This window comes from Providencia sp. AGC89 (genome assembly GCF_053543535.1).
On record NZ_JBIXLP010000022.1, the window covers coordinates 1 to 4,410 of the forward strand.

A 4,410-nucleotide genomic window follows, 5' to 3' on the forward strand; every position below is an offset into this window, starting at 1 on the left:
GCATTGGGAAACGCCATATCGCCTTGACCATCGAGCGTGTACGCAAAAACCTTAAATCCCGTTTGCGCTGACAGTAAGGCTAATTGCGGGTCAAACTGCTGGCAATACGGGCACTTGGCTTGCATAAACAACACCAGGGTATAATCGTTTAAATTGACGACCTTTCCGTTGGGTAATCGGTACGGTTTAACCGTAACTGTATTGATTTTTGAAGGCGGTGTTTCTTCTTCAATCACCGTTTCACGTTCTGAAGGGGCGGTTTTATGGGCTTCAAGTTCTGCAATATCGTCCATCACACTCGCTTGAACTAGATCGCTGAAGAACAACATTATCGCTAACATCATTATTCTCACGATGTTTTCTCCTCATCCTCCGGAAAAACGGTCGGAGCTTTAATGCGCTGCCAAGCTTTAATGACGGCATAGAACATTCCTGCTAAACACGTCGCCGCCCCGAGCGCAAAAATAAACACCATGCCGGTTTCTTGTATCATTTGAAGGGTTTGCTTTGTAGACTCACTTAAAACGTCGTGACGAATATCGATTAAGTAATGGATCAGTCCATAAAAAATCAGTGAGGCAAAAATCAACGTCATGCCAAGGTAAATCAACGTATTTTCAATTAATCGTTCTTTTATCGTGGGTTTTGTCATGTCTTTATCCTTAATAATTAGGCTTAAAATCTGTAGCTACATCTAAAAAGCGGCGTGCTAACGCATCTTGCGTCATAAACCCATACGCAAGCGGTTGGTAATGTTCACTTTTCGGGTCAACTAAGAACAGGGCAGGAAAATGGGTGATACCCATTTTGGCGACCTGCCCCGTATCGGGTCGCGTCTCAGGCAGTGCTTCACTGCGAACCCCATCCACGGATACGGGTATAAGCGCAATATTGTGTGACTGCGCAAATTCCCGAACAACAGTGGCTAACTGGTTATCCAGTGGGTCTTGTCCGCGATAAAAGAAAAACACACCGTATTGTGACGATAACGACTGAATAGCCGCTTTTTCCTTGTCTTGCAGTTGGGATAGTTGCAATGGCACCGTACTGTTGTAGTGACTGTGCTCCAAGTTGTAATCAAGGGTAGGGTCAAGCAATAACCCTTTTTTTACTGACCGCTCAAATTTACCGGACTGCTCCAACCAAAAGCGCTGATACGCCATGTATCGCAGGGCATTTTGTGGCGAGGGCTGCATAATCGCGGTGTCTAAGGCTTCTTCTGTCAACTTTTGCATGACTTTTTTTTGTAAAGTCGGTGGTAGCGTCGACAGTGGGATTTGCTCTGGCTCAGGCGGCTCTTCATCCTCTTCCGGTTGCGGCTCGTTGTACCAGTGCCAACCGACGATAGGTTCATCCACATACGTTCGTGTTTCAACCCTTTCCTCATTGTTGGCCAATCCCGCTCCGGGTATCACCAAACTGATGAGCAATATCAAAATCCGTCTTGTCATTCTTGCCCCCCTTGCCCTTGCAGGCCATTGGCAATTTGATTTTTTACGCGGTCAATCAATTCTTGGTCAGCCGGAATATCGGTGCCCGACTCCAAATCGGAATAGAAATCCGCAAAATTCAGTCGGTCAAAGTTAATGGCTTGCAATTCATCGACAGTGATACCGCGACAGTCACTGTTTTTGGCGCTACCAAAACCAATGCGTAACTGCCCGCCACGTCCTTGCTCTTGCACGATTTTGGCGAGCTTACTGTCAAACACACAGTAGGCCTCTTTCTTCTGAAGGCAAACCCCGAGCACTTTATTTGAGCAGTATGAGCCGACATAAATAGTCAGATTGCGACTTTTGGCTTTACCCAGGGCTTTTTCTTCACTGTCACAGTGCGCCAGCCCCACATCACTCCCCCAACCGCCACTTTTGCAGCAGTTATTAAACCCTGCAGCGGCTTTACGGCAGGTATAACGCTGGCCTGTAAAGGCCCTGACATTCACTTCATTGAGCTCTGCCACATCTTCGCCTGCCGCTGCCACCGCTGCTAACGCCGATACCGCTTTTTGGAAGCTGTTGGCTTTATCATTTTTGATTTGGTCACACTCGCCGCTGGCACAAATCAGCTCAACGCCGCACATTTTCCCGCCTCCGGTCAGCCCTTTTTCACAGGAAAACACCGCTTGCTCACGCAAACACGTACTGCCAACGGATTCAATACAGGTGGTTTTCACAATAGTGCAAGCGGGATTTTTCATGTAGTCACCGCAGCTGCCATTGTCTGCTGACTGCTTGGCGTAATAATCGGTGTACTGCCAACATTCACTGTAAACATCGTATTTTTTACCGCCCACTGTGACGGTTTTCGTGCCCCCTTTTTCAGTACATTGGGTTTCCACCTTCACTTCCTCGGATTTATCAAACGGGCAATGTTCAACCCATTCAATTTTCGGGGTAATGGTTTTCACGGACGACAGCATTTTCAGTTTTATTGTAATTTTCATTTCATTGGGTTTGGTGTTAAGCGTATTCACCAAGTTATCCGTACCGCTTTCAACAAGCGACCAAATATAAGCAAGTCCCATCGTAAAGGTCTGTTTTCCTTCCTTCACTTCAATAGGCGCTGAATAACTAAAAACATTGGGATTACCGATATCACTAAAATTACAACTCCGACTGTGTAATATAGTACCCGCCAATCCTAGGTAATTGGTTTTATTATCAAAAGGAAAAAGTGGCTCATTATACGGTGCACAATTTCGCGACCAACCATAAAACGTCGCGGTGTGAATTTTTCCTTTTTTGTCTAAGTTAAAGTCTCCTGCGATTTCGCCCTTTTTGATTTTTCGAAATTTAATTTGTGTGCTAGGGATAGTAATCTCTTGCATCGCCCAGCCATCCGTTTCCTCCCATGTAATTTTGGCTGTACGCGTACACGCTAAACTGGCTGCAGGGGTTCGTTCACATTGATGTGACGTGATTTCAGTTTTATCCAGCGTCACATCCTGACAAGGCACCGTGATTTGCCCGCTTTCTGACTCCGCCTTTTCTCGCATATCAATGCCCGCTTTTAAGAACGGGGCGTCCAAATCCAACTTATCTGGCGGACGACTTTTCATCACCTCCATCGTGGTTTGCCCCGCCTCCGTCTCATTCATGGCTTTCATACCGGCATTTTCTAGCCCCGAGGCTGCGCCTGACGTCACCCCACCGTAATAGCCGCTTTCTGACGGATTAGCGGTATAATTAGGTATGATATTGGCGGGGTTGGTGTTTTTTATCGTGTCTGTACCTTTGTTTTTCAGGCCGCTGGCAAATTCCGATCCGGCTTTATAATCATTGCCCGCAAACCCCAGTGACAGAGCCCCCACCCCCCATAATGCAATCAATAACCGTTTCATTGCGGCTCCTTCGATACTACCCAATCTCGGGCAACCTCATGACAATCGCCACTGCTGGCAATCCGTTCAATGGCGGATATCAAACGAATATTGCCGTATATCACATCAAAGCCGTGATCACAGCGCACCACCAGTGCAGGCACTTGCGTAATGCTGTATTGTGCAAAGGTTTTCGGGTCGATTTGCACGCCCCCTTCACCACTGTCTTTCGTCAGTTCAAACACGGCACTGGCTGTTTTACGAAAGTCATTGTCAATCAGCCCATTAATCAATGTGGGGATACCAAGCTGCGTGGCCTCTGGCACCATCTGTTTGAGTCCCGCTTCGGGAATAGAAAACGACACAAAATAGACAAACGGAGTTTCCTGAGCTGTTTGCGCTTTAGCCGCATCGGCAACTTGTTGCTGCGCTTGCTGCTGCTTGGCTAATAAGCTATCAATCCAGGCTTTATCCTTGGCCGAGATTTCCGGTGGCTTAAAGCCATCCGGCGGCAAGGACTGTTCCCGCAAGGTCGCGCTTTGGTCACGCAGCTGTTCTAAAAACTGTTGGTCATCCGTTAAGGCATAACCAACTGGCGCAAGCACTAGGCTTGCGAATAAAAAGAAAACGGATTTCATGAAAAGGACCTCGTATTAGAGGAAAACGCAGTTACGTTTACGCCAGATGAGATAACCGAAGTTTTTACGACTGTTGGGTGAAGCATGCCCGGTTTGCCAGCGCATCACGGAACGACCAAAGGGATGACACTGGGCCGTATCGGGGTACATGTTTACCATTTGATAGCGATAACGGTCTTTCGGGATAATCGGGGACGGATAGGTGTAACACACCTCCTGATTTTTCCCGACGCTGTTCATCACCAACCCTTGCCGATGCAACTTAAATGCCATGCGCTCAGAAAGAAGAACCGAGGAAGCCTGCGGACTAAATTCATTGCCCGTATACCCCGTAAACGGATACATACTGCCTTGAGAACCCGCACACCAAAAGAGCGCATTTAAAGGCTTGCTGCCAATACTGGCAATCGCATCTGCGGCGCATGCTCCTTGCGCAATTGGATTGGCAAACAC

6 protein-coding genes are annotated in these 4,410 nt (G+C 47.5%); all 6 read right to left on the reverse strand.

What is annotated here, in order from left to right:
• Positions 1-344, reverse strand: a 344-nt coding sequence (traF, locus tag ACIPUA_RS06390; protein ID WP_449059441.1) for a conjugal transfer protein TraF, incomplete at its 3' end; no start/stop codon positions are given.
• 5 nt (positions 345-349) lie between these two features.
• Positions 350-652 carry a hypothetical protein gene (locus ACIPUA_RS06395; protein ID WP_335674321.1) on the reverse strand — a complete coding sequence of 101 codons (303 nt, stop codon included), beginning with the start codon at positions 650-652 and terminating at the stop codon, positions 350-352.
• A gap of 10 nt (positions 653-662) precedes the next feature.
• Positions 663-1,451: a type-F conjugative transfer system pilin assembly protein TraF gene (gene traF, locus ACIPUA_RS06400; RefSeq protein WP_449059438.1), complete on the reverse strand. Its 789-nt coding sequence runs from the start codon at positions 1,449-1,451 to the stop codon at positions 663-665.
• Entirely contained in the window at positions 1,448-3,340 is a 1,893-nt protein-coding gene (locus ACIPUA_RS06405; RefSeq protein WP_449059439.1) for a conjugal transfer protein TraN, read from the reverse strand. The genes traF (ACIPUA_RS06400) and ACIPUA_RS06405 overlap by 4 nt, the downstream gene beginning before the upstream one ends.
• A complete protein-coding gene (gene trbC / locus ACIPUA_RS06410) occupies positions 3,337-3,957 on the reverse strand; it encodes a type-F conjugative transfer system pilin assembly protein TrbC (RefSeq protein ID WP_335674319.1) in 621 nt (206 codons plus the stop codon). Before trbC ends, ACIPUA_RS06405 begins: the two co-directional genes overlap by 4 nt.
• 15 nt (positions 3,958-3,972) lie before the next feature.
• On the reverse strand, positions 3,973-4,410 hold a 438-nt coding region (locus ACIPUA_RS06415; protein ID WP_449059440.1), incomplete at its 5' end, for a TraU family protein.

Coding starts and splice junctions, on each gene's coding strand:
- trbC (WP_335674319.1), bottom strand. CDS start 3,957: ATGAAATCCGTTTTCTTTTTATTCGCAAGCCTAGTGCTTGCGCCAGTT.
- ACIPUA_RS06405 (WP_449059439.1), bottom strand. CDS start 3,340: ATGAAACGGTTATTGATTGCATTATGGGGGGTGGGGGCTCTGTCACTG.
- ACIPUA_RS06395 (WP_335674321.1), bottom strand. CDS start 652: ATGACAAAACCCACGATAAAAGAACGATTAATTGAAAATACGTTGATT.
- traF (WP_449059438.1), bottom strand. CDS start 1,451: ATGACAAGACGGATTTTGATATTGCTCATCAGTTTGGTGATACCCGGA.